Genomic DNA, 25,611 nt, shown 5'->3' with positions numbered 1-25,611 from the left:
GCCTCCCACAATCATTTTCAGCTTCAGGAGATTTTTGCGTGCAGACGCCCATTCCCGTTACGGTCCTCACCGGCTTCCTCGGTGCCGGCAAGACCACCCTGCTCAAGCACATGCTCAAGGCCGAACACGGCCTGAAGATCGCCGTGATCGAGAACGAGTTCAGCGAGGCCGGCATCGACAGCCAGCTGCTTGGCGACGAGCCGGTACAGGTCATGACCCTGGCCAACGGCTGCGTGTGCTGCAGCATCCATGGCGACCTGACCCGCGCCCTGTACCTGCTGCTCGAACGCCTGGACGCTGGCGAGATCACCTTCGACCGCCTGGTGATCGAATGCACCGGCCTGGCCGACCCGGCACCAGTGGCGCAGACCTTTTTCATCGATGAGGAACTACGTGATCGCTACATCCTCGACGGCATCATCACCCTCGTCGATGCTGCCCACGCCGAGGTGCACCTGACCCAGACCATCGCCCAGGCCCAGGTCGGTTTTGCCGATCGCCTGCTGCTGAGCAAGACCGACCTGGTCGAACCCGCTGCGGTGGAGGCCCTGCGCGAGCGCTTGGCGCGGATCAATGGCCGCGCAGCCATCCGTGTGGTCGAGCATGGCCGCATCGACCTCGCAGAGCTGCTCGATGTGCGCGGTTTCAACCTGAACCCGGACCTGGGTGCCAACCTCAAGCCAAGCCTGCGCCCGGTGCTCAAGCCGGCTACACCGGACCGGATTTCCACCTTGGTGCTACGCACCGAGACGGCACTGGACATCGACCGCCTCAGCGATTTCATGAATGAACTGCTGGAAGAGCACGGCAAGCAGTTGCTGCGCTACAAGGGCGTGTTGAACATCGCCGGCGAAGACCGTCGCCTGGTGTTTCAGGGTGTGCTCAAGCTCTACGGCTTCGACTGGGATGCCGAATGGGCAGCAGACGAGAACCGCGAGAGCGTGATGGTGTTCATCGCCGATGAGCTGCCCGAGGCTAAGATTCGGGCTGGGTTCGAGGCGCTGGCTGCGGGCTGAGCTGGCGCGGAGGCTGAGCCTCGAACCACTGCGGCCAGGAGCTGCGGTGGCGTGTCTCGACCTCGACGCACGGGATCAGTCGCTCAGCGAGCACGGCGGTTTGCCGCACGGCCTTGGCGGTGCGGTACTTGACGCTGTGGATGCACTCGCGGTCGCCAAACTCGCAGCGGTTCAGCGCCGTGCCACCACAAGGGCCGTTGGCCAGCCCCTTGGGGCAGGTTTCCGGGCAGGTGTAGAGGGTGTCTTCCAGGCGGCAGCGGCCGCAGGTGTCGCAGCCAATCAACGGGCGTTTGACCGCCCGTTCCAGCCCGTGGAGCACCCGGGCCCCACGCTTGGTTGCCCACAGTGGCTGGCGCACGGCCCAACCGAACGCTTTGCTGAGCCAGTTGGTGCGGCTGAACAGCAGCGAATGGGCGCCGTGCAGCAGGTGATAACGGACTTTCTCCTTGCCTGAGGCGCTGACGGTCGATTCACCTTTGCGCCAGTTGCCCTGTGGCGGATGGAACGCCACGATGGGCAGGCCACGCATCTGCCAGCAGTCGGCCCAGGCGGGCGCCCAGTGCTCCAGCGAATGGATCCGCGCCTGCCAGTGTTCCAAGCGCTCTTCCAGTGCCAGCAGCTGCTTGAGTTCGTGAATCCCCGACAGGTGCACGCCTGCATACCCCATCAGCTTCACACCGATGATCTGCAAGGCCAGGCGATCGACGCTGCGCGCTTGGGCGAAGGCCTTGGACACCTTGCTTTCGGCTTCGAGCAGCTCGTGCATCGAAGGGGTGACGGTCACGCCCGCCACATGTTCGAGCATCGTCGCGCGGCCGTGGGTCAGGCTCATCAGGCAGGCCAGCATCGGTTTCGGTGCGGCCTGGCGCTTCATCCAGTGGATGGCTTCCTGGTGCTTGCTGGCATCGAAGCCCAGTTGCAAGGTAAGGAAGTCTGCGCCAGCGGCGAGCTTTTTCTCGGCTTTGAAGTATTGCGCTCCGCCTTCTTCTTCGTGGTACTTGAACGGGTTCAGTGCCGCGCCGAGCAACCAGTGCGGGCAGGCCTGGCGGGCAATCAGCAAGGCTGCGACCGACTCCAGGTAGCGCACCGGGCGTTCTCCGGGTTGGTGGCCGGGCAGGCGATCGCCGGTGAGCAGCAGCAACTGATCGAGGCCGGCGGCGTCCATGCGCTGCAGCTGAGCCAAGAGATGATGGCGCTCGCGGTCCTTGCCGGAGAAGTGCGGCAGGGCGGGGAGCGGGGTGCTGAACGAGGCGAGGGCGTCCAGTGGCGACATGTCCAGCGGGCTGCCCACGCGGTCGCCGATGGCGACGGTCATGGGCCAGCCGCACAGCTGCCCGCGGGCCATGATCGCCTCCATCGCGGCGAAGCGTTCCGCCGAGGGCTTGGGGACGAATTCCATGACGCAGACGAAGTGTTTTTCGCGCAGCGCGGCTTTCAGCAGGCTCATGGCTCGAGGGCACCTGGCGTATTCAGGTTTGCATTGTGCGGCAGTTGATCGGTTGGGCTCATGTCTGAATACGTAGGCTGCTGCTCTGAACAAGACATTCAGGTTCGTGGGCATCATGAGCAATTCTTGAGTTCATCTCAAATTTAATGAGTTTGTCTCAGGGGCTCGCCGGCCGGAAAATTCCCTCATTCATTTCGGTACTCATTTTCAGAACTCTGAGGGACAAGACATGGCACTGGCACACAACCTGGGCTTTCCACGCTTTGGCAGTGATCGCGAGCTGCGTGCCCGCCATTGGCAAGTGCAGAAAGACGCCGGCATCGAGCTGCTGCCAGTTGGCGATTTCGCCTGGTCCGACCAGCCGTTTGCCCAATGCTGGGAGCAACTGTTCGACGAAGTGACCGAAGCCAAGGCTTTGGGCCATGCAGTCAAACCGGTGGTGATCGGCCCTTTGACCTATCTGTGGCAGGCCAGCAATGGCAACGCCGACCTCGATGAGCTGGAACACCTGCTGTCGCTGTATGACCTGGGCCTGAACCGCCTGGCTGCCCTGGGGGCCGAATGGGTGCAGATCGATGAGCCGATCCTGGCCCAGGAACTGCCGCAGGATTGGAAAAACGCTTTCGAACGTGTCTACAACATCCTTCAGCGTGCACCGCTGAAGAAGCTGATCGCCACCTACTTGGGTGGCCTGGAAGGCAACCTCGGCCTGGCCGTCAGCCTGCCGGTCGATGGCTTGCACGTCGACCTGGTGCAGGCCCCCGAGCAGTACCAGACCATCCTCGACCGGCTACCGGCCTACAAGGTGCTGTCGCTCGGCCTGGTCGACGGCCGCAACGCCTCGCCATGCAACCTGGAAAATACCCTGGACCTGCTGCTCGACGCCCACGACCGTCTGGGCGATCGGCTGTGGGTGGCCACAGCCTGCCCGTTACTGCACAGCCCGGTGGAGCAGGCCGTGCACAAGTGCCAGGAAGCCGCGCTGCTGGCCAGGGCCGTCAACGAAGCGGCTGCCCGCGAGTTGCGCGCGACTGCCTGATCAACGCTCGATCGCCAGTGCGACACCCTGGCCACCACCAATGCACAAGGTGGCCAGCCCCTTCTTGGCATCACGCTTGATCATTTCGTGCAGCAAGGTCACCAGCACGCGGCACCCGGAAGCACCGATCGGATGCCCCAGGGCAATCGCGCCGCCATTGACGTTGACCTTGCTGGCATCCCACTCCAGCGCCTTGCCCACCGCCAGTGCCTGCGCGGCAAAGGCCTCGTTGGCTTCGATCAGGTCAAGGTCAGCCAGCTGCCAGCCCGCCTTGTCCAGGCAACGCTGGGTCGCCGACACCGGGCCGATACCCATGATCGCCGGGTCCACGCCGGCACTGGCATAACCGGCAATCTTCGCCAGCACCGGCAGCCCCAGGGCCTTGGCTTTGCTGGCGCTCATCAGCAGCACCGCGGCGGCGCCGTCGTTGAGGCTGGAGGCATTGCCGGCGGTGACGCTGCCGTCCTTCTTGAAGGCAGGGCGCAGCTTGGCCAGCGACTCGGCGGTGGTGTCCGGGCGGGGTTGTTCATCACGGTCGAAGACTTTCGGCTCACCTTTTTTCTGCGGCATCACGATCGGGGTGATCTCGTCCTTGAAGCGGCCCGCTTCGATCGCCGCCACGGCCTTGCGCTGCGACTCGGCGGCAAAGGCGTCCTGCTGCTCACGGCTCAGGCCGTATTTTTCCACCAGGTTCTCGGCGGTGATGCCCATGTGGTAGTCGTTGAAGGCATCCCACAGGCCGTCGCTGATCATGCTGTCAATCAGTTGGCCATGGCCCATGCGCTGGCCGGTGCGGGCAGATGGCATCACATAGGGGGCCAGGCTCATGTTCTCCTGGCCGCCGGCGATCACCACCTCGGCGTCACCGCAACGGATCGCCTGCGCCGCCAGGTGCAGGGCCTTCAGGCCCGAACCGCAGACCTTGTTCAGGGTCAGTGCCGGCACACTGTAGGGCAGGCCGGCCTTGATCGCGGCCTGGCGCGCCGGGTTCTGCCCGGCACCGGCTGTGAGCACCTGGCCGAGGATCACTTCATCGACCTGGGCCGGGTCCAGCCGGGTCTGCTCCAGCAGCTGCTTGATCACCGCTGCACCAAGGTCGACGGCTGGCACATTGGCCAGGGCACCCTGGAAGCTGCCGATGGCGGTGCGGGTTGCGGCGACGATGACCACGTCGTTCATGTTGTTGTTCTCCGGGCAATGGGCGTAGTGCTGCCAGCATCGGCGGGTTCGGTTGATTTGTTAAGTTTGTTTTTCTTTGTGATTGATGTGAAAAGCCAATCAATCAGTTGTGAGCCAGGGTGTTCGCCTCAAGGGTTCAGGCGCCTGTGAAATCGAGCGCCGCCCGCGCGGCGCTCGATCTCGAAGGCGCTAAACATCTGTCGTCATGCTTAGACCTGCGGGCACTGATGTGTCACACAATGAATCCCCCCGCCACCCGCCGCAATCGCATCGATATCCAGCTGCACGATATCCCGCCCTGGGTACAACACGGCCAGCAGCGCCCGGGCTTTTTCATCGGCCTGCGCATCACCGAACTGCGGTGCGATGATCGCGCCGTTGATCACGAAGTAGTTGATGTACCCCGCCGCAAATTCGTCATTGCCTTGGCTGAACCTGTTGCGCCGCCCGCGCAGGGGCGGCGATACCACATGCACCTGCAGGCGCCTGCCCTCGGCATCAGTGGCTTTCTTGAGTATCTCCAGGTGCTTGCGGGTCACCGCGTGGTCATAGGAGTCCGGGTCATTGTCCAGGTTGGCGATCACTACCCCAGGGCGGACGAAGCGGGCATAGAAGTCCACATGCCCGTCGGTGATGTCTTCGCCAGCGATGCCCGGCAGCCAGATGACCTTGCTCAAACCCAGGCGTGCCTTGAGCTCGGCCTCGACGTCGGCCTGGCCCCAGTCCGGGTTGCGGTTGGCATTGATCCAGCTGCTCTGGGTCATGATGCCGGTGCCGTGGCCGTCCACTTCGATGGCGCCGCCTTCGCCCACCAGTTCGCTGCGCTGGTAACGCGCGCCGGCCAGCGGGGCCATACGCTTGGCCAGCTGCGCGTCGTTCTGGTGGCGTTGCTTGTTGCCCCAGCCGTTGAAGTTGAAATCCACCGCAGCGAGGGCGCCATCGTCGTCGACGACGAAGTTGGCGCCGATGTCGCGCATCCAGATGTCGTCCAGGTTGCATTCGACAAAGCGGGTGTTGTGGTTGGCGCAGTGCCGCTCGGCCAGTTCGCGTTCGCCGGGGCGACAGAACACAGTCACTGGCTGGTAGCGGGCGATAGCCTGGGCGATACGGCCCAAGGCGGCTTGCACATCGGCGGTGAAGTCCTCCCAGATGGCCTTTTGGGCACCGAAGGCGATGAACGCGCGCTGCTGTGGTTCACCTTCGTCGGGCATGAACCAGCGCCCGGGTTCCTCAGCGCGGGCCAGGCCCAGCGGCAGTCCAAGTCCGGCACCGACGCCTGTGACCAGTGACAGTTGCAGGATGGTTCTACGGCTGTGCATGGGTCAGTCCTGTGCAGTCTTGAAACGGGTCCACACGCGCATGCGCGCTCGCATGTCGGCCTGTGGAATGTCCCGGCCCGGAATCAGCCGGGCGTAGGTGGCTTCGTCGAGGTAGATGTCGGGGTTGTCGCGCATGCGCGGGTCAACTGCCTGGCGCGCCTTGGCGCTGGCCGTGGGGTAGCCGGTGAAGTTGCTGATGGCAGCCATGTTCGCCGGGCGCATGACGAAGTTGATGAAACGATAGGCGTATTCCGGGTGCTGGGCATCTGCCGGGATGGCCATGGTGTCCATCCACACCGTGGTGCCCTGGCGCGGTACGCGGTACTGGAAGTCGAGGTGCTTGTCGGCAGCGTCGGCGGCGCGCTGGGACTGGATCACGTCGCCGCTGTAGCCCAGCGACAGGCACAGGTTCTCGTTGACCAACTCGGTCACCGGTTGCGACTGGAACTTGCGTATGTACGGGCGCACCGCCTTGAGCAGTTCGCTGGCGGCCGCCAGGTCCTCACGCTTGGCGCTACGCGGTTCGCGGCCCAGATAATGGAGCACTACGGCCAGCACTTCATCGGGCGAGTCAATGATCGAGATGCCGCAATCGGCGAACTTGGCCGCAAGCTCCGGCTTGAACAGCAGGTCGAGGTTGTCCAGCGGGGCATCGGGCATGCGCTGGCGGACTTTCTCGGCATTCGCGGTCAGGCCGATGGTGCCCCAGGTGTAGGGCACGGTCGCCTGGCTGGCCTTGGGGTATTGCGCATGCAGCTTGCGCAGGCCGGGCTCGATATCGTCGAGGGCTTCCAGGCGGCTGTGGTCCAGTGGCTGCAGGCTGCCGGCACGCATCAGGCGTTCCGCCACGGTATCGCCGGGGAACACCAGGTCGTAGCCACTGCGCCCGGACATCAACTTGGCTTCGAGTACCTCGCTGCCGTCCATCACGTCGTAGATCACCTGGATACCGGTTTCGGCGGTGAATTGCTTGAGGGTGTCTTCGGCGAAGTAATCGGCCCAGTTGTACAGGCGCAGGGTGGGCTGGTCGGCTTGGGCCTGGCTGGCGCAGAGGGCCAGGCCCAGTGCGGCGATAACGTGGCGTTTCATGCTCAGGCCCTCAGGCTGTGTGGGTGCTTGCCGTCCTGGGTCAGTAGCGGCGCGTACATTTCCGGGCGGCGGTCGCGGTAGATGCCCCAGCTCAGACGGTCTTCGCGCATGCGTGCCAGGTCCAGGTCGTGCAGCCAGATACCGCTGCTGTTGCGGTCGGCTTCGGCGAGCATCGCGCCCTTGTGGTCGCAGATGAACGACGAGCCGTAGAAGCGCATGCTCAGTGATTCATCGCTATCGGCCACTTCCACGCCGACGCGGTTGGCGGCCACCACGGGCACCAGGTTGGCGGCGGCATGACCGCGCATGGCGACCTGCCAATGATCACGCGAGTCCAGCTCGGCGCAGCCGGGCTCGGAGCCGATGGCGGTGGGGAACAGCAGCACCTCGGCGCCCAGCAGGGCCAGGCAGCGGGCAGTTTCCGGGAACCACTGGTCCCAGCAGATGCCGATGCCGAGGCAGCCAAAGGCGGTGTCCCAGACTTTGAAACCGGTGTCGCCGGGGCTGAAGTACTCCTTCTCCTGGTAGCCGATGGCGTTGGGGATGTGGGTCTTGCGGTAGACGCCTAGCAACTGGCCATCGGCATCGGCTACGGTCAGCGAGTTGAAGAATGCATTGCCGGCGCGCTCGTACCAGCTCAGCGGCAGTACCACGCCCAGCTCGCCGGCCAGGGCCGCGAAACGTTGCAGGATCGGGCTGCTCGGGTAGGGTTCGGCCAGTGCCTGGTGCTTGTGGTCCTGCTCGATGCAGAAGTAGGGCGTGGCAAACAGCTCTTGCAGCAGGATCACCTGCGCGCCATCGGCGGCGGCCTGGCGTACCAGCTGCTCGGCGCGGTCCAGGTTGTCGGGCAGGTTCCAGCTGCAAGGCATCTGGGTGGTGGCGATGCGCAGCAGGCTCATGGCTGCACCTGCGGCTGCTGCTGGGTGATGCAATGGATGCCGCCGCCGCCGTGGGCGATGGCATCGATACGCACCGGCACGATTTCGCGGCCAGGGAAGGCGTGGGCGAGTTGCTCGGCGGCGTCCTGGTCGGCGGCGATGCCGTAGGCCGGCATGATGATCGCGCCGTTGGCGATGTAGAAGTTGGTGTAGGAAGCGCAGAACACTTCAGCGTCCTGATCGACTGCGGCGCTGGCTTCATAGAGGTCGAGCAGTTCGAAATGACGGCCCTGAGCATCGCTGGCGAGTTCCAGGGCGCGACGGTTTTCGCGGACCACTTCGGCGTAGACCGAGCCGTGATCGTGGGTGGCATCGACCAGCAGTACGCCTGGGCGGGCGAAGGCGCAGACGCCATCGACATGGCCGTCGGTCATGTCGCCGGTGACGTACTGCGGGTCGCCAGGCAGCCAGATGGTCTTGCTGATGCCCAGGTAGCGGGCGAAGCAGGCTTCGAACTCAGCCTTGTCGATACCGGGGTTGCGGTTGGGGTTGAGCAGCACCGATTCGGTGGTGATCAGCGTACCTTCACCGTCGACATGAATCGCGCCGCCTTCGTTGCACAGGAAGGTGCTGAAGCCGTCCAGGCCCAGCTGGTCGAGGATACGGCGGCCGAGGCTGCGGTCCTGGCTGTGTTGCGATTTACCGCCCCAGGCATTCAAGCGCCAGCTCAGCCCGGCCAGGCCATGCTGCGGGTGGCAAACGAAGCTTGGGCCGCTGTCACGGCACCAGCTGTCGTCCACGGCCAGTTCGATCAGTTCGATGTTGGCGCCGCACAGGGCGCGGGCGCTTTGCAGGGCAGAAGGGTCGACGACCATCTTCACCGGCTCGAAGCGGGCAATGGCTTGCGCTACACGGGCATAGTCCCGCTGCACATCGGCCAGGCTGACGCGCCAACCGCTTTCCCACAGCGCCTGATTGTGTGGCCAGACCATCCAGGTCGCCGCGTGGCGGGCCCATTCGGCGGGCATACGCCAGCCGCTGCCGAGGGACAGGTGCATAGTGAACTCCGATCTATTAAGGATTTTTATCAACGAAGCCCGCCGTCGCGGGTGTTGGTGCCCATGCTATGGCTATCAAGTGGTGGCGACAAACGATAGATTTAGCCGACATCTGATTAGCAGGGCTTATCGATCATGCTCAAACACTGGCCACCGCTCAATGCCCTCAGGGGCTTCGAAGCCGCAGCCCGGCTTGGCAGCTTCCACAAGGCCGCCGAAGCCCTGAACCTCACTCAGTCGGCTATCAGCCAGCAGATCCGCAGCCTGGAAACCTACCTGGAGCAGCCACTGTTCTACCGCAGCGGTCGCAGCGTCAGCCTGACCGATGCCGGGCATGATCTGCTCAGCACCACCCAGTCCATGCTGCAGCACCTGGCCGTGGGCATCCGCCGCCTGGAGCAATATCGCAAGCCGAATCAACTTGTGGTCAATACCAGCCCGGCCTTCGCCCGGCACTGGCTGCTGCCGCGTCTGGCCGATTTCCATCAGCGCTGCCCACAGGTCGACTTGTGGTTGTTCACCAGTTTCGAGGTGCCGGACATGGCCAGCGAAACCATCGACCTGGCCATTCGCGACGATCTAAGTGCCCAGGCTGAGTGCAGCTTTACCGTGCTGCATCACGACCAGCTGTATCCCGCCTGCCACCCCTCGTTGCTGCAAACGCCTGCGCAGCAGCGCACCACCTTGCATGGCGAGCGCGAAATGGACTGGAGCCATTGGCAACTGGAAGGTGGCGAGGATGTGGGGCAGCAGGGCAAGGGGCTGAACTTCTCCGATCCTGGGCTGCTGCTGGATGCCGCGAGCGAAGGGCTGGGCGTTGCCTTGGTCAGCCAGTTGCTGGCGCAGCGGGCGGTGGGCGAGGGGCGCCTGCAGGCACTGTCTGCGCAGCGGGTGCGCGGTCCGGCGTGGGCCTGCCTGGTGCATCGGGACAGCCAGGATGATCCGCTGGCACGGCAGTTTCTGGGTTGGCTGCGCGGTGAGCTGCAGGTATGACCGGCGTTTGAATCGCTTCAAACACCCCGTAATATGTGTCGGATAACCTGCGGGGGTAGTCTCACCCTCTGATCAATCGGAATCGCCCATGCGGCGGTTCCCCCGGCATAAACCTGACGAGGTACAGACATTGGCCATCATTCATCCTAAGGTTCGCGGTTTCATCTGCACCACGACTCACCCGAAGGGCTGCGAGCTCAACGTCCGTGACCAGATCGAAGCCACCCGCAAGCTGGGCGTGCGCGAGGATGGCCCGAAGAAGGTCCTGGTCATCGGCGCTTCCAGCGGCTACGGCCTGGCAGCCCGAATCACCGCGGCCTTCGGCTTCAAGGCCGACACCCTGGGCGTGTTCTTCGAAAAGCCAGGTACCGAGACCAAGGCCGGTACCGCCGGCTGGTACAACGCCGCTGCCTTCGACAAGTTCGCCAAGGCCGAGGGCCTGTACAGCAAGTCGATCAATGGTGACGCCTTCTCCGATGAAGCCCGCGCCAAGGTCATCGAGCTGATTAAGAACGAAATGGGTGGCAAGGTCGACCTGGTCATCTACTCGCTGGCTTCGCCTGTGCGCAAGCTGCCGCAGACCGGTGAGCTGATCCGTTCCGCGCTGAAGCCGATCGGTCAGCCATACAAGTCGACCGCCATCGACACCAACAAGGACACCATCATCGAGGCCAGCATCGAGCCGGCCACCGAGCAGGAAATCGCCGACACCGTCACCGTCATGGGTGGCCAGGACTGGCAGCTGTGGATCGACGCCCTGGCGGGCGCTGACGTGTTGGCCGAAGGCGCACGTACCGTGGCCTTCAGCTACATCGGCACCGAGATCACCTGGCCGATCTACTGGCACGGCGCCCTGGGCCAGGCCAAGCAGGACCTGGACGAAACCGCACTGCGCCTGGACAAGAAACTGGCCGGTGAAGTGAAGGGCGGCGCCAATGTGGCGGTGCTCAAGTCGGTGGTCACCCAGGCCAGCTCGGCCATCCCGGTGATGCCACTGTACCTGTCGATGGTCTTCAAGATCATGCAGGAAAAGGGTGTGCACGAAGGCACTCAGGACCAGCTCGACCGCATGTTCCGTGATCGCCTGTACCGTGCCGATGGCGCCCCGGCCGAAGTGGACGAGAAAGCCCGCCTGCGCCTGGACGACTGGGAGCTGCGCGACGACGTACAGGACGCGTGCAAGGCCATGTGGCCACAAGTAACCACCGAGAACCTGTTCGAGCTGACCGACTACGCCGGCTACAAGAAGCAGTTCCTCAACCTGTTCGGCTTCGAGCGCGCTGACGTCAACTACGACGAAGACGTGGCGACCGATGTGAAGTTCGACTGCATCGAACTGTAAGTCGATATAAAAGATGGGGGCCGATACAGGCCCCCATTTTTTTTGCTAGTTTTGGCGCACAACAACAGGAAGTGCGCCATGAGCAGCCTCACCCAACCCGCCACCGCCTTTCGCCAGGCCACGGCCGACGGCTATAGCCTCGGTGGCTTCTGCTGGCGTCACGCCCAGGCAGATTCCCAGCGTCCGCTGGTGATCATCAATGCGGCCACTTCGGTACGCTGCCGCTACTACTCGCGTTTTGCCGATTACCTGTTCGCCCAAGGCTGCGATGTGCTGACCTATGACTATCGCGGGATCGGCGAATCACGCCCGCACTCGCTGCGCGGCTTCCAGGCTTCGTGGAGCGATTGGGGCCGGCTGGATTTCGAAGCCATGCTGGCGCACGCCGCCGCGCATTTTCCCGGTCAGCCAGTGGACGTGGTGGGCCACAGTTTCGGAGGTTGCGCCGTGGGCCTGGCGCCGTCGGCCGGGCAGGTACGGCGGGTGGTGATGGTCGGTGCGCAGTTTGCCTACTGGCGCGACTATGCCGCCGACCAGCGCTGGCGGCTGTTCGGCAAATGGCATGTGGTGATGCCGTTGCTGACCCGCGCCTTTGGCTACTTCCCCGGCAAGCGCCTTGGCTGGCTCGAGGATACGCCCGCCGGTGTGGTGCATGACTGGGCCACTCGCACACCGCGCTACGAACAGCGCCCGAGCGGGCGCGGCCTGGCAGTGTTGCCCTTCGCTCAAGTAAAGGCCGCGACCCTGGCCATCAGCCTGACGGATGACCCGTTTGGCACCGTGGCGGCGACCGAGCGGTTATTGGGATATCTGCCTGCGGCGCAGCGGCGGCATTTGCGGATTGCGCCTGTGGATATCTCGGTCGATGAGATTGGGCATTTCGCATTCTTCCATGACCGGTTTCGCGAAAACCTGTGGCCGATTGCTTTGCAGTGGTTGCAGGAGGGCGGGCTGGCAGATGGAGTGCCGGGGACGAATATCAGTTGAAATGCTGGGCCGCAAAGCGGCCCTAGCCATCTCAAGCTTTGCGCGAAAGCGGCAGCTCGGCGAACTTCACGCCGGCCAGCCCATGCTTGATCAGCGCACGGATATTGCCATGGTCACTGCCCTCTGGAGTGGCCAGCACGTCACGGTAGTGCTCGCCGAAGGCCAGCAGCGCTTCCTGGTCGCTCAAGCCTTCCAGCAGGGCCAGGCCGAGGGTCTTGCACGAGCCTTCGTTCTGCCCGGCGGCATTTTCCACGCCACCGTTGTTGAAGGCCTGGGGCTGGTAGCTGTAGTTGCCGGCGATGAAGGCCAGGGTGTCGGCAAAAACGTGTTGGCCGCTGGCCAGGCTGGTGCGCAGGGTGTTCAGATCAGTCACGAGGTTTTCCTTGTTCAAACGCCGCTTGCTGCTCGGCGCTGGCTTCTTTCTGGTATTGGGCTTTCCACTCGGTGTAGGGCATGCCGTACACCGCTTCGCGGGCGTCATCCAGGCTGATGTCGACCTGGCGCTCGTCGGCGGCGGCCTTGTACCACTTGGACAGGCAGTTGCGGCAAAAGCCGGAGAGGTTCATCAGGTCGATGTTCTGCACGTCGGTGCGTTTCTGCAGATGTTCGACCAGGCGCCGGAACGCGGCGGCTTCGAGTTCGAGCTGTTGTTGCTCAGTCATGGCAGTCTCTCAAATCATGCGGTTCTTCAGGTGGCGGCCACCGTTGATGACCACCTGGCTGCCGGTGCTGTACTGGCTGGCGAGCAGGTATTTCACTGTCTCGATCAGTGGCCCGGCGCCGGGTTCGAATTCCAGCAGGGCCTTTTTCAGGGTCTGCTGGCGATAGGCCTCGTCACCGCCTTCCTTGAGGATCAGTAGGCCCGGCAGGATACCGTTGACGCGCACCTTGGGCGCGTATTTTTCGGCGAACGACAGCACCATGTTCTGCAGCGCGGCCTTGGTCGCGGCGTAGCCGATGTGGCCTTTGCTGCCACGCGAGGAGGTTTCGTCGCAGATGTGGATGATGTCGGCCTTGTCGACCTTGTTCAGCATCTCGCCGAGCGCCAGGTTGAGGTGGTACGGCGCTTCGACGTGCAGGCGGAACATGGTCTCGAGGTTGTCTAGGTCGTCGTCCAGCCACAGCGAGGCGTTGTGAATGATTGCACGCAGGCCGTCGTAGTTGCGCTGCAGGTGGTCGATCAACGCTTCACGGTCGGCTCTGACGCAGAGGTCGGCCTGGAACTGCACGATGTTCGGGTGCGCGGACTGCGGCTGCAGGCTGCGGCTGGCACTGATCACCGTATGGCCGGCCTGAGCCAGTTCGAAGGCCAGGGCCAGCCCGACGCGCTGGCTGGCGCCGGTGACGAGAATAGGGCTGTTCATGTGCGGGCGGTCAACTTGTCTGTCCTGTCGTTGCCACCCAGCATACCCGAACTGTTCCCGCTTGTATGACCTTGCCTCAGCGGCTGCGCAGCGCCGGGCTGGCGGCTGGCGTGGCGTGCAGCCAGTTGGCCAGCAGGCGGGTGGACAGCGGGATGAAGAGGTAGACCATGACCGGTGTCAGGGCCAGCGTGCTGAGCAAGACCCGCGGCACCAGCTCGAGCATCGCGAGCCAATGCCCGAACAGCACGTTGAACAGCAGCGAGACCGGGAAAAAGGCCAGCCAGATAGCCACGGCCTGCTTCCAGCGTGGCGGCTTTTGCACCGTATTGGTGCCAAACCAGTCGTCAATGCCGCTGACGCGCCTCTCTTTGGGGCGTTCAAACAGGCCATTACCGCGAGCCAGCCAGGCTCGGCGCGAGGCGGAGTGCTCCCAGGCGTGCAGGGTAGGCTCGTCGCTGAAGCGGAAAATGATCTGAAATTCGTCATTGTCGTGGGGCGGAGCGAGGATGCCCGAACCAAGGTAGCCGGGGAAGTCGGTGGCCAGCTGCTCGCCTTCGTGCAGCCAGGCCAGCAGGTCCTGGTAGCGGCCATGGGCGGCGCGGCGCGACACCATCAAGGTGACGGGTGGGGTAGACATTGTGTATCTCCTGGCGACGGGCTGGCGGGTAGCCGGCCTCTTGGCTGCGTGGCCCGGGGTGGTGGGCAACGGCAACAGGCATGCAAGAATCGGGCGCATGCAGTGTTAACAATTGTTCGCAAACGGTTGCTGGCTTGCGGCCTAAGCTGTCGTAGTAGAATGACCGTTCAACTTCCGCACACAGGTTACTCAGTGCAGATGAACAAACAGGGACGTAGCTCGGAGATCGAGACAGGCCTGCAACACCAGGACCTGTTCCCCATCCGTGAGGTTTCGCGCCTGACCGGGGTCAACGCCGTGACCCTGCGTGCATGGGAACGCCGCTACGGGCTGATCCAGCCGACCCGCACCGATAGCGGTCACCGGTTGTACTCCCAGGCGGATATCGAACAGGTCCGCAGCATCCTTGGTTGGCTTGAGCGAGGCGTTGCGGTCAGCAAGGTCGGGGGTATTCTCGCCCGCGGCCAGGCAGTCGCCCAGGGCGTGATTTCAGCTGATGACAGAACGCACTGGCAGGCTCAGGTGCGCAAGGCTGTGAATCGCTTCGACGCGCCGAGCCTGGACCGGCTGTTCGACCAAGTGTTCGCGACAATCGCCCTGGACCAGGTGTTCGGCGATGTGTTCTTGCCCGTCTGGCATGATCTGGCGGCGGGGCAGGGGGCGTTCGGCCAGGCCAGCGAGTGGTTATTCCTTGATCAGTTCTTGCGGGGCCGGGTGTTCTCCCGTTTGCAGCTTTCGCGTCAGCCGCGCGCGCGCCATGTACTGCTGGCTCCGCTTCCCGGGCTGTGCCACGAGCTGGAACTGCTGGTGACCGGCCTGCTTCTGGGCGGCGATGACATTGGCGTGAGTCTGCTCATGCCCGGCCAGTCGCTGGAAGAGTTGCCGCTGGTGTGTGAGCGCCTGCGGCCGGATGCGCTGGTGCTGTTTGCCAACCATTCGCCGACAGTCGAATTGAACAAGCGCCTCAGGCGTCTGGCAGTAAGCCTGGAATGCCCATTGCTGTTGGCCGGTGAGGCGGCCGAGAGCGCCCAGGACAGCCTTGCGGGCAGCCCGGTTGCGTGCCTTGGTGCGGAAGGCGAGCTGATGCAGCGCCGCTTGCGGCAGTATCTGGCCGGTCAGCTCGATACCTGATCGTGCAGTTCCGGATGGGCCTGACGATGGGCCTGGAGGATGTACTCACGCAGTCGGTCGATTTCGTCGGCGGGGCTGCGGCTGAGGTCGTAGGCGGCCAGGTCTGGGCCGATGCGCCGACGCAGCCTGCCATGCAGGCCGATCGGGCTGATGCCCTCGGGGGCGAAAAACAGATCGAAACGTGATGGAGCTTTCGCCTGGCCACGCACCTCGAGCAGCGCACCCTTGAATGAAATGTCCCGGACCAGCAGGCCACTGGCCTTGCCTTGGGCATCCCGCAGCGCGCTGGGCTGTTCCATCGACAGGCGCCAAGGGCGCAGCATGGGGCCGTCGTCTTCGTAGATTTCCGGTGAGCCGATCTGCAGGTGCACGGCATGGAACTCGTCTTCCACCAACTGCAGCGGGAAGCTGATTTGCTGGTTGTTGAACTGAGCCTGCAGGGTCACCTGCTCGTTGGCCACCAGGCGGGCAAGCAGGGACTGGATACGGCGGTCGCCATTGACCAGCAGGCTCGACATGGGGTCGGCCAGGTTCAATTGCGGGGAGTGCTGCATGTCCTGGATGAAATCCAGTTCGTCCTGAGTCAGGAGCGCGTCTGCTTGCATGATCGAACTCGGTGATGACGATTTCTTCAACGGAAATTGACCGTGCTCAGGGCGCTTGGTTCAGCCTCGTTCGTCGGAATTCCGACGAGCGTGCATTTCGGCCAGTTCACGCTCAAGTTCGACCTGGCGGCTGACGTCTTTCTGGATACCGATGAAATAAGTGCGTTGATCGGCATCGTGCCTCACCGGGGTGATCGACAGTTCATTCCAGAATGCGCTGCCATCCTTGCGGTAGTTGCGCAGTATTTCCCGGCACGGACGGCCTTCGGCCAAGGCTTTGCGAATGCGTGCCCGGCCCAGCTGATCGCGATCATCGGCCTGCAGGAAACGGCAATCCTGATAGAGGATTTCGTCTCGGCTGTAGCCGGTCAGGCGTTCGAAGGCCGCATTCACGTAGATCAGGATGGTGTCGTCGCCTTCCTGTTCGGCGACCACGATCCCGTCGTTTGAAGCGTCGACCATCGATTGCAGCAGCTGCGCGTTGATCATGTCTGGACCATTGGGCAATGAAGGGGACTTTGGTAGAGGTGGCGGTAGAGGCGGCCTTTTGCCAGCGTCGAATGCTAGTATCCTACGTTTTCACTCAGTTTCGGAATCCTCTTCCTGATGAAAGTCGCCATTATTTCCGGCTCGGTGTACGGCACCGCCGAAGAAGTCGCCCGCCATGCCGCTTCGTTGCTCAAGGCTGCAGGCTTTGAAGCCTGGCATGCTGCCCGTGCTACCCAGCAAGATCTCGAGGGTTTTGCCCCTGAAGCGTTGCTCGCGGTGACGTCGACCACTGGCATGGGTGAGCTGCCGGATAATCTGATGCCACTGTTCAGCAGCATTCGCGACACCCTGCCAGCGGCCTGGCGTGGGCTGCCGGGCGCGGTGATTGCCCTGGGTGACTCCAGCTATGGCGATACCTATTGCGGCGGCGGCGAGCAGATGCGCGAACTGTTCGCCGAGCTGGGGGTACGGGAAGTGCTGCCGATGCTGAAGCTCGATGCCAGCGAGACCGTGACCCCAGAGGCTGATGCCGAGCCTTGGCTGGCAGAGCTTGCTCAAGCACTGAAAGGCTGAGGCGTTTGCTCCTGCAGCAATTCGAGCCAGGCCTGCGCCGCACGCGACAGGTAGGCCCCACGCCGCCAGATGAAGGCGATATCCCAGCGTAGATCCGTCGGGGCCTTCAGCGGCAAGCGCACTACTCCGGGGCGCTCCAGCGCTTTTGCCACCACACGGGGCAGCAGCACCACGCCCTGGCCGGCCGCGACCAGCGCCACCAGGAAGTCCGCCTGGCCACTGCGGCCACCTTCCTTCGGGGTGAAGCCCTGCTGCTGGCAAGCCTTGAGCAAGCGATCATTGAGCACGAAGCTGCGTTGGTACAGCAGGAACGGTGTATCCGCCAGCTGCTTCAGACTCACCTGGTCCAGCGCGGCCAGCGCATGCCCGGCCGGCAGCAGGGCATCCAGCGGTTCATTGCAGAACGGTTGGTACTCGAATGCCGGGTCGCTCGGAGTGAGGCTGCCGCCCAGCTCCAGCTCGCCATTCCTCACTGCCTGTTCGACGCTACGGCTGCCGCCTTCAAGCAGTTGAATGGCGATGTTCGGATGACGCCTGCGGTATTCGGCGAACAGCCCGGCGAACAAGGTATCGCTGCCTAGCATCGGCAAACCCAGGCGCAGCTCGCCGCGAGCCATCTGGCTGAGGTCGTCGAGCTCGCTGAGCAGCGCCTGACGCTCGCGCAGCAGCGCTTCGCCACGTGCCAGCACGATGCGCCCGGCCGCCGTCAGATGCAGCTGTGAGGCCTGACGCTCAAGCAGTGGCTGGCCCACATCTTGCTCCAATTGAGCGACCTGCTTGCTCACGGCGGACTGGCTGATATGCAACGTTTGTGCGGCTTGGGTAAAGCCACCGCGATGGACGACTTCGATGAAGCTGCGCAGCTGTTTGAATTCCATGGTCGAGATTCCATTGTGGAATGGCTGCAAGTCTAACAATTCGCTTTTGGCCTAGGCAGCCGAATCTTAAAATGAGGGCCTGTCGAGGAACCCCGCCCATGAAACCCGCATTACTGAAAAAGCCCCTGCGCTTGCTCGCCGAGCTGGCGGTCCTGCTGGCCTTGTTCCTGTTCGGTGGCCAACTGGCCGCCTGGCTGGGCTGGCCGATTCCTGGCGGGGTGATGGGCCTGGGCCTGCTGTTGCTGCTATTCGCCTTCGGTGTGCTCAAGCCGGCCACCTTGCAACTGGGCGCTGGCTGGCTGATGGCGGAAATGCTCCTGTTCTTCATCCCGGCGCTGATGAGCCTGCTCGATTACGGCAGCCTGATGCGCAGCGAAGGTTGGCGCATCCTGCTGGTCATCGCCGTGAGTACCCTGATGGTCATGGTGGTGACCGCCGTGACCGTGGAACTGGTCTGCCGCTGGAGGTTGCGCCATGAGCCTTGAACCCATGCCACTGTTCTGGCTGGCACTGACCCTGGCGGCCTACCTGGCCAGCCGCTGGCTGTATCGACGCACCGGGCGCTATCTGATGTCGCCATTGATTCTGGTCCCGGCATTGCTGCTGGCGGTGGCCGTGCCGCTGCACACGGCTTACGCTGAATATTCGCGCAACACCCATTGGCTGATGAGCGTGCTGGGCCCGGTGACCGTGGCCTTCGCCGTGCCGATCTGGCAACAGCGGGCGATGCTGGCGCGGCATTGGCCGGCGCTGTTGGTGGGCATGGTAGCGGGCAGCACGGCGTCGATCGCCAGTTCCTGGAGCCTGGCGCACCTGTTGGCGCTGGACGATGCGATCAGCCTGTCGCTGGTGCCGCGTTCGATCACCACGCCATTCGCCATGCCGCTGGCTCATGACCTGGGTGGCGTACCGGAACTGACTGCGGTGTTCGTGATGTTCACCGGGGTGTTGGGTGCCATGTTCGGCGGCGTGCTGCTGCGCTGGCTGCCCTTGCGTACACCGCTGGCGCGGGGCGCGCTGTTTGGTGTGGGCGCGCATGGCGCCGGAGTCAGCCGGGCCCAGGAAGTGGGCCGCGAAGAGGGCTCGGTGGCCGGCCTGGTCATGGTCCTCACCGGCCTGCTCAACCTGTTCGCCGCGCCGTTGCTGGCGATGCTGCTGTGACCTTACGTGCCACTGACTCGCTCGGTCATCAAGCTGGCTGGTAACGCAATTTTCACATCACGGGCTGCTGCTTACACTCGACCTCGACATAGAGAGCACATGTAAGTGCCGAGGTGACATGCAATGACCGCAGCCTTGCCCTATTCCGTCGACACCACTCCACCGGGACAATCCTGATGCCTATCGCCGAGATTCCATTGCGCGTCTGGCGTACCCGGGGGCAGTGTTTTTCATTCCGGGGCCAGAGCATCCGATACTGGACCGCAGGGCAAGGAGAGCCCTTGTTACTGTTGCATGGGTTTCCCACGGCAAGCTGGGACTGGCACTACCTGTGGGCGCCGCTGAGTCAACGCTTTCGGGTGATTGCCTGCGACATGCTCGGCTTCGGCGATTCCGCCAAGCCGCTCAACCACCGCTACAGCCTGATGGAGCAGGCGGACCTGCAACAGGCGCTGCTGGCGCATCTGGAGGTTGAGCAGCCGGTGCATCTGCTGGCACACGACTACGGTGGCAGCGTGGCTCAGGAACTGCTGTCGCGGCACCACGAACAGCGTGGCGACATCGCCAGCTGCGTGTTCCTCAACAGTGGGCTGTTCCCGGAAAGCTGTCAGATCCCGCTGGTCCAGAAGCTGCTCCTTAGCCGCCTGGGCTGGCTGGTGGGGCGTTCGTTCGGGCGCGACGATCTGGTGCGCAACGTGACCCAAATCTACGGCCCGTGCACCCACCCCAGTGAAAGCGCGCTGGATGATTGCTGGAGCCTGATCACCGCCAACTACGGTACGCGCGTCCTGCACAAGCTGGTGGGTTACCAGCGTGAGCGCAGGCAGCATCGTGAGCGCTGGGTTGGGGCATTGCAGCGCGGTGGCATACCGCTGCGGTTCATAAACGGCATCGCCGACCCTTTGTCCGGCGCGGATATGGTCGAGCGCTATCGGCAGCTGGTGCCTAACCCGGATATCGTGCAACTGCAAGGCATCGGCCATTACCCACACACCGAAGCGCCCGTGCAGGTGCTGCGCCATTACCTGGCCTTTCGCGAACAGCTGTTGAGCTACCTGCCGCAGAGTGTTGCCTGCTCCTGAGCCGGCGATCATCGCCTGGCGTTTTTTTTGTCGGGGGATTGGGGCGAGGCTGCAGGTGGCTGTCGACAGATTTGCAGCGCTTATGAGCTCGAGCGCCGCCCGCGCGGCGCTCGATTTTACAGGTACTACACCTCTCAAGGCATGCCTCCCCCAGGCATCACATCTATCAAGCCATGCACATGCCCAAAAAAAAGGCCGCTGCAAAACGCAGCGGCCAATCGAGACGTTAGATCAAGGAGCTTCAAAATCAACGTCGGTGAACCTCGCGGGCCTGAAAGGCGGGGGGTAGAGCCCTTCATGCCGGCCAGTGAGGTAAGAATAAGCGCTTGATCCTGTGGGAAAAATAGCCGCTTGTGACATTCACCTTTACGTTTCGGGCAACAGTGCCAGGCGGATTTTTCAGGCCGCTGGCGAGTAGCCCATGCGCCAGCTGGTGTCTCGCGCTGCAGCCAACAGACGCCGGGCTGCCGGGCCGTGCTCATCGGCATGGAAGATCGAGGTCGGGCCGACCACGGTCATCACCGCCGCGATCTGCCCCATGGCGTTGAACACTGGTGCAGACAACGCATCCACACCCGGCATCAACAGACCGTGCACATGGTGCAAGCCCTGTTCGCGGATCCCCGCCAGCAAGCCTTCGTAGTCGCTGGCGTTCTGCTGCAGTGCGGCCAGCTCGCGGTCACGCAGCTCCACCGTCTCTCGCTCAGGCAGATGGGCGGCAAACACCAGGCCGGTGGAAGAGCTGAGCAGCGGCAGCACCGAACCGATCTGGGTCACCACCGTGACCGCCCGTACGGCGGGCTCGATGCTGACCACGGTGGCGCCCTGGTTGCCCCATACGGCGAGGAAGCAACTCTCGTTCAGCTCATCGCGCAGTTGCGACAGTGGCAGTGCCGCCACTTTCAGTACATCGATGCTGCCCAGCGCTGCAAGCCCCACACGCAATGCTTCGCGCCCCAATCCATAGTGGTTGGTGGCGGCATCCTGCTCGGCGAAACCACTGGCGATCAGCGCCTGCAGGTAGCGGTGCACCTTGCTCGCCGGCATCTGCACATGCTCGGCCAGGCGCGACAGCGAGGTAGAGGGGGAAAGCTCGGCAAGGGCCTTGAGGATGTCGGTGCCGACTTCCGCCGAGCGGACTTTCTGCTTGCCGTTGTCGGCGGGGGAGCTGGCTTTGGCCATGGGTAGGAAGCTTCCGGATTTTTCGCGTCGCGCCTTTATAGCTTGACGCCTGGCGGGGAGCAAATTACGTTATTCGTAATCAGATTACGATAAAAACAAAATCCGGAGGTTTCGATGCACCACGACACGTCCCCCGACCTTCAGTACCTGAGCGGCTTCGGAAACGAATTCGCCAGCGAAGCATTGCCCGGTGCCCTGCCGGTCGGGCAGAACTCGCCACAGAAAGCCCCCTATGGCCTGTATGCCGAGCTGCTGTCGGGCACGGCGTTCACCATGGCCCGCAGCGAACTGCGTCGCACCTGGCTGTATCGCATCCGGCCATCGGCCCTGCACCCGCGTTTCGAGCGCCTGCAGCGCCAGCCCTTGAGCGGCCCGTTGGGTGCGGTCACGCCCAACCGCCTGCGCTGGAACCCACAGCCCATGCCCAGCGAGCCAACCGATTTCATCGAAGGCTGGGTGCCGATGGTGGCCAACTCGGCAGCCGAAAAACCGGCCGGGGTCAGCATCTACATCTACTGCGCCAACCGCACCATGGACCGGGTGTTCTTCAACGCTGACGGCGAACTGCTGCTGGTGCCGGAGCAAGGCCGCCTGCGCATCGCCAGCGAACTGGGCGTGATGGACGTCGAACCACAGGAAATCGCCGTGATCCCGCGCGGCATGAAGTTCCGTGTCGAGTTGCCCGATGGCCAGGCCCGCGGCTATATCGCAGAAAACCACGGCGCGCCGCTGCGCCTGCCTGACCTGGGGCCGATCGGCAGCAATGGCCTGGCCAACCCGCGTGATTTCCTCACCCCGGTGGCGCATTACGAAGAAGTTGATGGCCCGGTGCAGCTGGTGCAGAAGTTCCTCGGCGAGCATTGGGCTTGCGAGCTGCAGCACTCGCCGCTGGACGTGGTCGCCTGGCATGGCAGCAACGTGCCCTACAAGTATGACCTGCGCCGTTTCAACACCATCGGCACGGTCAGCTTCGACCATCCGGACCCGTCGATCTTCACCGTGCTGACTTCGCCGACCAGCGTGCACGGCATGGCCAACATGGACTTCGTGATCTTCCCGCCGCGCTGGATGGTGGCCGAGAACACCTTCCGTCCACCTTGGTTCCACCGCAACCTGATGAACGAATTCATGGGCCTGATCAACGGAGCCTACGACGCCAAGGCCGAAGGCTTCCTGCCGGGTGGTGCCTCGTTGCACGGGGTGATGAGTGCCCACGGGCCGGATGCCGAGACCTGCGAGAAGGCCATCGCCGCCGAACTGGCGCCGCACAAGATCGACAACACCATGGCCTTCATGTTCGAGACCAGCCAGGTGCTGCGCCCGAGCCTGCAGGCACTCGACAGCCCGCAATTGCAGGCCGACTACGATAGTTGCTGGGCCACCTTGCCGAGCACCTTCAACCCGAACCGGAGATAACCCATGAACCAGACCGCCATTGCCCGTAGCTGGGTCGAGCACGCCAACGGGCACAGCGACTTCCCGCTGCAGAACCTGCCGCTGGGCATCTTCAGCCGCCCGGGTGAAGCACTGCGCTGTGGCGTCGCCATCGGCGATGCCATCCTTGATCTGGAAGCCGCGCTGGCCTTGGGCCTGTTCGCTGGCCAGGCCAAGGTAGCGGTGGAAGCCACCCGTGGCGGTGCGCTGAACGGCTTCTTCGCGCTGGGGCGTGATGCCCGGGTGGCGCTGCGTGAGCGTCTGCTGGAGCTGTTGGGCGAGCACAGCGAACACCAAGCTGTGCTCAAGTCTGCGCTGTATCCGGCCAGTGAGTGCCAGTTGCACCTGCCGGCCAAGGTCGGCGACTACACCGACTTCTACGTCGGTATCCAGCACGCCACCAACGTCGGCAAGCTGTTCCGCCCCGACAACCCGCTGCTGCCCAACTACAAGTACGTCCCGATCGGCTACCACGGCCGCGCCTCAACCTTGCGTCCATCGGGTACCGAGGTCCGTCGCCCGCAAGGCCAGACGTTGCCTGCCGGCCACACCGAGCCGACTTTCGGCCCCTGCGCGCGGCTGGACTACGAACTGGAGCTGGGCATCTGGATCGGCCAGGGCAACGATATGGGCCAGGCCATTCCGATTGCCGAGGCCGAGCAGCACCTTGCCGGTCTGTGCTTGCTCAACGACTGGTCGGCGCGGGATATCCAGGCCTGGGAATACCAGCCACTGGGCCCGTTCCTGTCAAAGAGTTTCATCACCACGATTTCGCCGTGGGTAGTCACCGCCGAAGCCCTGGAGCCCTTCCGCTGCGCCCAGCCGGCCCGCCCGGAAGGCGATCCGCAGCCGCTGCCATACCTGCTCGATCAGCGTGACCAGGCCAATGGCGCCTTCGATATCGAACTGGAAGTGCTGCTGCTCACCGAGCGCATGCGCGAGCAGGGCTTGCCGGCGCAACGTCTGGCCTTGAGCAACACCTTGAACATGTACTGGACCGTGGCCCAGCTGATCGCCCATCACAGCGTCAATGGCTGCCAACTGCAGCCCGGCGACCTGTTCGGTTCCGGTACCCTGTCCGGTGCCACGCCAGACGCCTACGGCAGCCTGTTGGAAACCACGGTGGGCGGCAAGCAGCCGGTGGAACTGGCCAGTGGCGAAATCCGCAAGTTCCTCGAAGACGGTGACGAAATCATCCTGCGCGCCCGCTGCAAGCGTGAGGGCGTGGCCAGCATCGGCTTCGGTGAATGCCGCGGCAAGATCATCCCAGCCAACTGAGGGAGCAGGCCATGGAGCTGTATACCTATTACCGTTCCACCTCTTCCTATCGGGTGCGCATTGCCCTGGCGCTGAAGGGCCTGGATTACCAGGCCTTGCCGGTCAATCTGCTCGAGGGTGACCAGCGCGGTGATGCCTACGTCGCGGTGAACCCGCAAGGCCGGGTGCCGGCCTTGCGCACCGACGGCGGTGAATTGCTGGTGCAGTCGCCAGCGATCATCGAGTACCTGGAAGAGGTTTATCCACAGCCCGCATTGCTGCCGGCTGGCGCGGCCCTGCGGGCCAAGGTGCGCGGCGTGGCGGCAATCATCGGTTGCGATGTGCACCCTCTGCACAATGTCAGCGTGCTCAATCAACTGCGCCAGCTGGGTCACGATGAGGCGCAGGTAAATCAGTGGATCGCCCACTGGGTCGGTCAAGGGCTGGCCGCCGTGGAGCAGTTGATTGGCGACCACGGTTATTGCTTTGGCGATGAGCCGGGGCTGGCGGATATCTACCTGATTCCGCAGTTGTATGCGGCCGAGCGCTTCAACATCGACCTCAGCGGCTACTCACGCATCGCCCGGGTCGCTGCACTGGCCAAGGGGCATTCGGCGTTCGCCAAGGCGCATCCGTCCTGCCAGGCGGACACGCCGGCTCAGTGAATCGAACGGTTCACCGTCGGTAGCTTGCCGATACGTTCGGAGAGTTTCAGGCGCTGGACCGGGTCGTCGGTCAGCAGCAGGGCATGCTCCAGGTCGAAACGTTCGGCCTGGGGGCAGTCCAGCTGTTGATACAGCGTGGCGCGGGTCATGTAGTCACTGACCTGCGCCGGGCCCAGTTGCATGACCCGTTCGGCATCTATCAGCGCAGCCAGGTGGTTGTCGTTGCTGATATGCAACTGGCGCAGGTTGCGCGAAAGGCGCTGCAGCATCTGCGTGGCGCTGGCGCTGTGCAGGTGTTCGGCAGTCAGCGGCACATGCGGGCCGAACTGGCGCGCCAGCAGCTCGCGGCAATCATTGGGGTACAGACGGCGCCCCCCGCAAGGGTCGAGCAGGTGATCGGCACCGGGCACGCGCAGCAGGAAGTGTCCAGGGAATGCCACGCCTTCCAGCGGTATGGACAGGCGCCGGGCCAGTTCCAGGGTGACGATCGCCAGTGCCAGGGGCTGGCCGCGTCGGCGCTGCAGTACCTTGTCCAACAGCGCCGCTTGCGGGCGCAGCGGGTGGTATTCGTCCTGCTGGAAGCCCAGTGCATTGAGCTGACGCAGCAGCGGCTGGGCCAGTTCGGATAACGGCAGCATGGGCAGGCAGGCACTGATCTGCCCTTGCAGGTTTTGCAGTGTGGCAAGGCTGGCCGCAGGCTCGACCTTGCGATCATGCTCGACGGCGATCCACAACGCAGCTTCCAGCAGGGCGACCGGCTCGCGCTCCAGGCATGCCAGGCAGGCTTGACGTGGTTTCATGGGGCT

28 protein-coding genes are annotated in these 25,611 nt (G+C 63.7%); 13 read left to right on the top strand and 15 right to left on the bottom strand.

What is annotated here, in order from left to right:
• Nucleotides 1-38 precede the first annotated feature (38 nt).
• Nucleotides 39-1,016, top strand: coding sequence for a GTPase (gene yjiA / locus ACOKS3_RS24850; RefSeq protein ID WP_103449035.1), 978 nt, complete (start codon nt 39-41; stop codon nt 1,014-1,016).
• Here the strand turns inward: yjiA and ACOKS3_RS24845 are convergent.
• Nucleotides 976-2,463: a methylenetetrahydrofolate reductase C-terminal domain-containing protein gene (locus ACOKS3_RS24845; protein ID WP_422763718.1), complete on the bottom strand. Its 1,488-nt coding sequence runs from the start codon at nt 2,461-2,463 to the stop codon at nt 976-978. The two genes, yjiA and ACOKS3_RS24845, sit on opposite strands and share 41 nt — an antisense overlap.
• 229 nt (nt 2,464-2,692) lie before the next feature.
• Between ACOKS3_RS24845 and ACOKS3_RS24840 the strand changes: the two genes are divergently transcribed.
• The gene (locus ACOKS3_RS24840; protein WP_103449038.1) at nt 2,693-3,502 is read left to right on the top strand and encodes a 5-methyltetrahydropteroyltriglutamate--homocysteine methyltransferase; all 810 of its coding nucleotides are present in this window, start codon (nt 2,693-2,695) and stop codon (nt 3,500-3,502) included.
• On the opposite strand, the gene ACOKS3_RS24835 is transcribed toward ACOKS3_RS24840, so the two are convergent.
• The 5 genes from ACOKS3_RS24835 to ACOKS3_RS24815 form a co-directional block, all read right to left on the bottom strand.
• Nucleotides 3,503-4,681: an acetyl-CoA C-acetyltransferase gene (locus ACOKS3_RS24835; protein WP_103449039.1), complete on the bottom strand. Its 1,179-nt coding sequence runs from the start codon at nt 4,679-4,681 to the stop codon at nt 3,503-3,505.
• A 209-nt stretch (nt 4,682-4,890) separates the two neighbouring features.
• Nucleotides 4,891-6,000 carry an agmatine deiminase family protein gene (locus tag ACOKS3_RS24830; protein WP_422763719.1) on the bottom strand — a complete coding sequence of 370 codons (1,110 nt, stop codon included), beginning with the start codon at nt 5,998-6,000 and terminating at the stop codon, nt 4,891-4,893.
• A gap of 3 nt (nt 6,001-6,003) precedes the next feature.
• A complete protein-coding gene (locus ACOKS3_RS24825; RefSeq protein ID WP_422763720.1) occupies nt 6,004-7,089 on the bottom strand; it encodes an extracellular solute-binding protein in 1,086 nt (361 codons plus the stop codon).
• Nucleotides 7,090-7,091: 2 nt separating this feature from the next.
• Nucleotides 7,092-7,988, bottom strand: a complete 897-nt coding sequence (aguB, locus tag ACOKS3_RS24820; RefSeq protein ID WP_103449045.1) for an N-carbamoylputrescine amidase — start codon at nt 7,986-7,988, stop codon at nt 7,092-7,094.
• Nucleotides 7,985-9,025, bottom strand: coding sequence for an agmatine deiminase family protein (locus tag ACOKS3_RS24815; protein ID WP_422763721.1), 1,041 nt, complete (start codon nt 9,023-9,025; stop codon nt 7,985-7,987). The genes aguB and ACOKS3_RS24815 overlap by 4 nt, the downstream gene beginning before the upstream one ends.
• A gap of 135 nt (nt 9,026-9,160) precedes the next feature.
• On the opposite strand from ACOKS3_RS24815, the gene ACOKS3_RS24810 reads away from it, so the two are divergent.
• The 3 genes from ACOKS3_RS24810 to ACOKS3_RS24800 all read left to right on the top strand — a co-directional run bounded on the left by ACOKS3_RS24810 (nt 9,161) and on the right by ACOKS3_RS24800 (nt 12,347).
• Complete coding sequence (locus ACOKS3_RS24810) at nt 9,161-10,018, top strand: LysR substrate-binding domain-containing protein (protein WP_103449048.1); 858 nt, start codon at nt 9,161-9,163, stop codon at nt 10,016-10,018.
• Between the two features lie 130 nt (nt 10,019-10,148).
• Complete coding sequence (gene fabV / locus ACOKS3_RS24805; protein ID WP_219811536.1) at nt 10,149-11,360, top strand: enoyl-ACP reductase FabV; 1,212 nt, start codon at nt 10,149-10,151, stop codon at nt 11,358-11,360.
• 78 nt (nt 11,361-11,438) lie between these two features.
• Entirely contained in the window at nt 11,439-12,347 is a 909-nt protein-coding gene (locus ACOKS3_RS24800; protein WP_103449052.1) for an alpha/beta hydrolase family protein, read from the top strand.
• A 31-nt stretch (nt 12,348-12,378) separates the two neighbouring features.
• Here ACOKS3_RS24800 and ACOKS3_RS24795 read toward each other — a convergent pair whose 3' ends face one another.
• The 4 genes from ACOKS3_RS24795 to ACOKS3_RS24780 form a co-directional block, all read right to left on the bottom strand.
• A complete protein-coding gene (locus ACOKS3_RS24795; protein WP_103449054.1) occupies nt 12,379-12,720 on the bottom strand; it encodes a HopJ type III effector protein in 342 nt (113 codons plus the stop codon).
• Entirely contained in the window at nt 12,713-13,009 is a 297-nt protein-coding gene (locus ACOKS3_RS24790) for a DUF1244 domain-containing protein (protein ID WP_103449056.1), read from the bottom strand. The genes ACOKS3_RS24795 and ACOKS3_RS24790 overlap by 8 nt, the downstream gene beginning before the upstream one ends.
• 9 nt (nt 13,010-13,018) lie before the next feature.
• Entirely contained in the window at nt 13,019-13,711 is a 693-nt protein-coding gene (gene folM / locus ACOKS3_RS24785; protein WP_103449057.1) for a dihydromonapterin reductase, read from the bottom strand.
• Nucleotides 13,712-13,787: 76 nt separating this feature from the next.
• Nucleotides 13,788-14,348 (bottom strand): putative antibiotic biosynthesis monooxygenase, encoded by a 561-nt coding sequence (locus ACOKS3_RS24780; RefSeq protein ID WP_103449059.1) that lies wholly within the window; start codon nt 14,346-14,348, stop codon nt 13,788-13,790.
• A gap of 198 nt (nt 14,349-14,546) precedes the next feature.
• Between ACOKS3_RS24780 and ACOKS3_RS24775 the strand changes: the two genes are divergently transcribed.
• On the top strand, nt 14,547-15,479 hold the full coding sequence (locus tag ACOKS3_RS24775; RefSeq protein ID WP_422763722.1) for a MerR family transcriptional regulator: 933 nt from the start codon (nt 14,547-14,549) through the stop codon (nt 15,477-15,479).
• Here ACOKS3_RS24775 and ACOKS3_RS24770 read toward each other — a convergent pair.
• Both ACOKS3_RS24770 and ACOKS3_RS24765 read right to left on the bottom strand, forming a co-directional pair.
• On the bottom strand, nt 15,464-16,084 hold the full coding sequence (locus ACOKS3_RS24770) for a hypothetical protein (RefSeq protein ID WP_103449062.1): 621 nt from the start codon (nt 16,082-16,084) through the stop codon (nt 15,464-15,466). The two genes, ACOKS3_RS24775 and ACOKS3_RS24770, sit on opposite strands and share 16 nt — an antisense overlap.
• 60 nt (nt 16,085-16,144) lie before the next feature.
• Nucleotides 16,145-16,573, bottom strand: a complete 429-nt coding sequence (locus ACOKS3_RS24765) for a PAS domain S-box protein (protein WP_103449064.1) — start codon at nt 16,571-16,573, stop codon at nt 16,145-16,147.
• Nucleotides 16,574-16,690: 117 nt separating this feature from the next.
• Between ACOKS3_RS24765 and ACOKS3_RS24760 the strand changes: the two genes are divergently transcribed.
• A complete protein-coding gene (locus ACOKS3_RS24760) occupies nt 16,691-17,146 on the top strand; it encodes a flavodoxin (RefSeq protein ID WP_103449065.1) in 456 nt (151 codons plus the stop codon).
• On the opposite strand, the gene ACOKS3_RS24755 is transcribed toward ACOKS3_RS24760, so the two are convergent.
• Complete coding sequence (locus tag ACOKS3_RS24755; RefSeq protein WP_422763723.1) at nt 17,128-18,024, bottom strand: LysR family transcriptional regulator; 897 nt, start codon at nt 18,022-18,024, stop codon at nt 17,128-17,130. The two genes, ACOKS3_RS24760 and ACOKS3_RS24755, sit on opposite strands and share 19 nt — an antisense overlap.
• Before the next feature lie 98 nt (nt 18,025-18,122).
• Here ACOKS3_RS24755 and ACOKS3_RS24750 point away from each other — a divergent pair, with 98 nt between their 5' ends.
• From ACOKS3_RS24750 to ACOKS3_RS24740, 3 genes are all read left to right on the top strand, one after another.
• A complete protein-coding gene (locus ACOKS3_RS24750) occupies nt 18,123-18,509 on the top strand; it encodes a CidA/LrgA family protein (protein WP_422763724.1) in 387 nt (128 codons plus the stop codon).
• Nucleotides 18,499-19,185, top strand: coding sequence for an LrgB family protein (locus ACOKS3_RS24745; RefSeq protein ID WP_422763725.1), 687 nt, complete (start codon nt 18,499-18,501; stop codon nt 19,183-19,185). Before ACOKS3_RS24750 ends, ACOKS3_RS24745 begins: the two co-directional genes overlap by 11 nt.
• A 176-nt stretch (nt 19,186-19,361) precedes the next feature.
• Complete coding sequence (locus ACOKS3_RS24740; RefSeq protein WP_103449072.1) at nt 19,362-20,267, top strand: alpha/beta fold hydrolase; 906 nt, start codon at nt 19,362-19,364, stop codon at nt 20,265-20,267.
• Between the two features lie 399 nt (nt 20,268-20,666).
• Here the strand turns inward: ACOKS3_RS24740 and ACOKS3_RS24735 are convergent, their stop codons facing one another.
• On the bottom strand, nt 20,667-21,449 hold the full coding sequence (locus ACOKS3_RS24735) for an IclR family transcriptional regulator (protein WP_103449075.1): 783 nt from the start codon (nt 21,447-21,449) through the stop codon (nt 20,667-20,669).
• Nucleotides 21,450-21,563: 114 nt separating this feature from the next.
• Between ACOKS3_RS24735 and hmgA the strand changes: the two genes are divergently transcribed.
• From hmgA to maiA, 3 genes are read left to right on the top strand one after another with little or no spacing between them, the layout of a single operon-like run.
• On the top strand, nt 21,564-22,865 hold the full coding sequence (hmgA, locus tag ACOKS3_RS24730) for a homogentisate 1,2-dioxygenase (protein ID WP_103449076.1): 1,302 nt from the start codon (nt 21,564-21,566) through the stop codon (nt 22,863-22,865).
• Between the two features lie 3 nt (nt 22,866-22,868).
• On the top strand, nt 22,869-24,161 hold the full coding sequence (gene fahA, locus ACOKS3_RS24725; protein WP_422763726.1) for a fumarylacetoacetase: 1,293 nt from the start codon (nt 22,869-22,871) through the stop codon (nt 24,159-24,161).
• An 11-nt stretch (nt 24,162-24,172) separates the two neighbouring features.
• Nucleotides 24,173-24,805 (top strand): maleylacetoacetate isomerase, encoded by a 633-nt coding sequence (gene maiA, locus ACOKS3_RS24720; protein WP_422763727.1) that lies wholly within the window; start codon nt 24,173-24,175, stop codon nt 24,803-24,805.
• Here the strand turns inward: maiA and ACOKS3_RS24715 are convergent.
• Nucleotides 24,799-25,605, bottom strand: coding sequence for a SirB1 family protein (locus ACOKS3_RS24715; RefSeq protein WP_103449082.1), 807 nt, complete (start codon nt 25,603-25,605; stop codon nt 24,799-24,801). The two genes, maiA and ACOKS3_RS24715, sit on opposite strands and share 7 nt — an antisense overlap.
• Nucleotides 25,606-25,611 lie beyond the last annotated feature (6 nt).

Source organism: Pseudomonas sp. HS6-2, from assembly GCF_049325675.2.
GTDB lineage: Bacteria > Pseudomonadota > Gammaproteobacteria > Pseudomonadales > Pseudomonadaceae > Aquipseudomonas > Aquipseudomonas putida_N.
Note: the sequence above shows the minus strand (reverse complement) of the source record. Positions and strands in the feature narration are given on the sequence as shown.